The following is a 2,808-nucleotide window of genomic DNA, read 5'->3' as shown; positions in this document are numbered from 1 at the left end:
CGCAAGGGCATTCTGTAGGCTTTTCAAAAAGGGCCAGAGGCGGGCTGTGCTCGGCCCCACCTGAGCAGCTCCAGACCGCTGCCGCGCCTGGGCGGGGGGGTTCCCGGAAGCTGGAGAGGAACTCAAGGGACGGGCAGGTGGAGCGAGGGTAGAGGACGTCAACTGGGCGGCAGGAATGGGTGGCCCTGGTAACCGATTCAAAGCCATAACCACAGCCTGAGGGCGCTGCTGCTGACGCATCCACCGGTTCAGCTCTGCCAGAGAGATGGCACAGAGGTTGTTGAGACCCAGACCCTGAATTCGCCCCACCAAAGGCCGGTCGTTGCTGACCAAAACCACCAGCGTTCCCGGCTGCTGCTGGGCCAGGGCATAGGCGCATTCGGCAATCGCTTCTTCCAAACGTACCCTCATGGACTGATCGCCGGCACCAGCACCACCCACCAGGGCACGGGCTTCTGAGACGGCAAACCCTAGACTGGGCCAGTGGCGCAAAAACTCGCGGGCTGTCGATTCTTCTTGGGGATCAATAGCCTGCCGGCTCAGGCGTTCTAGCTCGGCCATCACTGCCTGCGGCAGCACACACACCCCAAATCGAGCCCACTCTTGCCATAGAGCCAGACGACCGGCCAGGATCACCGGGCTATCGAAGACGAGGAGAGGCGGGATCTCGGCCATGGGATGCGCCAGCGTTGGACTTAACCTCAATTGTGTAGCTTCCCCGAAGACTTGGGTAGCAGGGATCCCTCTGCCAGGCAGAGGCGGATGGCCAGTGGGTAGAGGCGGTGCTCCTGGGTCTGGATGCGCCGGTAAAGGGATTCCACAGTATCTTCGGGCAGAACCGGCACGGCTGCTTGGGCCACGATGGGGCCACTGTCCATTTCCAAGGTGACCCGATGGACAGTGCAGCCGGCAATTTTCACGCCGCACTTCAGGGCTTGTTCAACAGCCCGCAGGCCCTTGAAGCTGGGCAGCAGGCTAGGATGCAGGTTCAGGACGCGATCCGGGTAGGCGGACAACAACACCTGGGTAACCAGGCGCATCCACCCGGCCATGATCACCCATTCCACGTGATGCTGCCAGAGCACTTGGAGGATAGCTGCATCCAGGTCTTCGCGACAGGGGTAGTCTCGGTGGTCGAGCAAGACGCAAGGGATCCCTCGCTTTTGGGCCCGCTGCCGCACATAAGCTTTGGGATTGTTGGTGATGACCACAGCAATCTGGGCCTGCAGTTCCCCAGCCTCAATGGCTTGGGCAATAGCTTCGAAATTGCTGCCATTGCCGGAAGCCAAAATGCCAAGGATCCCCGGTTGAGAGGGCACTGGGATCCCGTCGGGATCCGGCCAGAGTAAGCTGGGTAGGTTCATGAGCGCTTGGCGGGAAAGTCTGCAGCCCCGCTATTTTAAACCCAAACAGATTCCCCTCTGGTTCTGGCCGGGTTCAGCTTGAGAGGGATCCAAAAACTTGACCGTCGCCGGCTTTGACAGGCGCACCCGCGCCATCGAGCGCTGCACGGATCAAGCCCAAGAGGAGCTGCGGGAGATGCCTCAAGAAATGCGGAAAATGCAGCAGGAGATCCGCGATCTCTCAAGCTCCTCCAAAAATAGGCCAAGTCGATCAAGTCGATCCCAGCAGTTGAGGCCGGATCTTATGGACTCCGTCCCACTGTGGCGAGCGGCCACCTGATCTAGAGTGGGAAAGCATGGGCAGTGGGTGTGAGAGCATGGCTCCTTTGCAACGACGACGCCGGCGGTTTTGGATCTGGAGCATGGTAGTCATCCTGTCCGGGTTTATGGGATCCCTGCTGGCGGGATCAGCGCAGAACCTGGGAGCACAAGCCCAGCAGGGCCTGACTCAAGCCCAACTGGAGCAGGCTCAATATGTGCGCAGTTGTGGTGGTTGCCATGTGGCGTTGCCCGCCCAAGTGTTGCCCACCGAAACCTGGCGACGGCTGCTGCAGGATCCCAACCACTATGGCCAGCAGATCCAGCCCCTGAGCGGTGTGGCTTTACAACTGGCCTGGGGCTATTTGCGGCCCAACTCCCGGCCCCTGCGACAGGGGGAACAGGTGCCCTATCGCTTGGCAGATTCCCGCTATTTCCGCGCTTTGCATCTGCAAGTGGAGTTTCCCACTCCTGTGCGGGTGAGCGGCTGTGTGGATTGCCACCCCAGGGCTAATGGGGGAGACTTTGCCAGTCTCTCTCCAGAATGGCAATCTTGAGGAGCGCAACTGAGGCGATGCAGGTGGATCTGGCCACCATTCTGGCAGGCTATGCCCAAGGCTACTTTCTGATGGCCGACGAAGAGACGGGATCCCTGGCCTGGTACGGCACCGACCGGCACGCGGTGATCCCCCTCGATGAGCGATTCCACTGCCCCCGTTCATTGCGGCCCTTGGTGCGCAGCAATCGCTTTCAGGTGCGGCTGAACTGTGCTTTTGAGCAGGTGGTAGAGGGCTGTGCCGCTCGTCCCCAAACCTGGATTAGCCCCGAGCTGAAGCAGATTTACGCAGCTCTGCACCGGTCTGGCTTTGCCCACAGCTTTGAAACCTGGCAGGGAGAGACCTTGGCAGGCGGGATCCTGGGTATTGCCCTTGGAGCGGCGTTTATCGGCGAGTCCATGTTCTACCGCATTCCCAACGGCTCGAAGGTGGCCCTGGTGAAGTTGGTGGAGCACTTGCGAGAGCGGGGCTTTCGCCTCTTCGACGCTCAGTTGATGAACCCGCATCTGGCCCGTTTCGGTGCCTTTCTCATGGATGGACAAGAGTACCTGAAGCTATTGCAGCAGTGCCTGGGGATCCCTTGTCGGTTC

General features: G+C 60.4%; 4 protein-coding genes. 2 read left to right on the top strand and 2 right to left on the bottom strand.

The genetic code is table 11. From position 1 onward, the window contains the following. On the bottom strand, positions 1–675 hold a 675-nt coding region (locus NW820_RS03800; RefSeq protein ID WP_414406727.1), incomplete at its 3' end, for a PIN domain-containing protein. 26 nt (positions 676–701) lie between these two features. Next, positions 702–1,364 (bottom strand): phosphoribosylglycinamide formyltransferase, encoded by a 663-nt coding sequence (purN, locus tag NW820_RS03795; RefSeq protein WP_414352200.1) that lies wholly within the window; start codon positions 1,362–1,364, stop codon positions 702–704. Between the two features lie 401 nt (positions 1,365–1,765). On the opposite strand from purN, the gene NW820_RS03790 reads away from it, so the two are divergent. Next, positions 1,766–2,218, top strand: coding sequence for a hypothetical protein (locus NW820_RS03790; RefSeq protein WP_414406726.1), 453 nt, complete (start codon positions 1,766–1,768; stop codon positions 2,216–2,218). Between the two features lie 17 nt (positions 2,219–2,235). Next, a partial coding sequence (aat, locus tag NW820_RS03785) for a leucyl/phenylalanyl-tRNA--protein transferase (protein ID WP_414406734.1) occupies positions 2,236–2,808 on the top strand: 573 nt, incomplete at its 3' end.

It is taken from the genome of Synechococcus sp. R55.7, assembly GCF_047461955.1.
Classification (GTDB): Bacteria; Cyanobacteriota; Cyanobacteriia; order Thermostichales; family Thermostichaceae; genus Thermostichus.
This window is presented reverse-complemented; position numbering and strand designations above follow the sequence as displayed.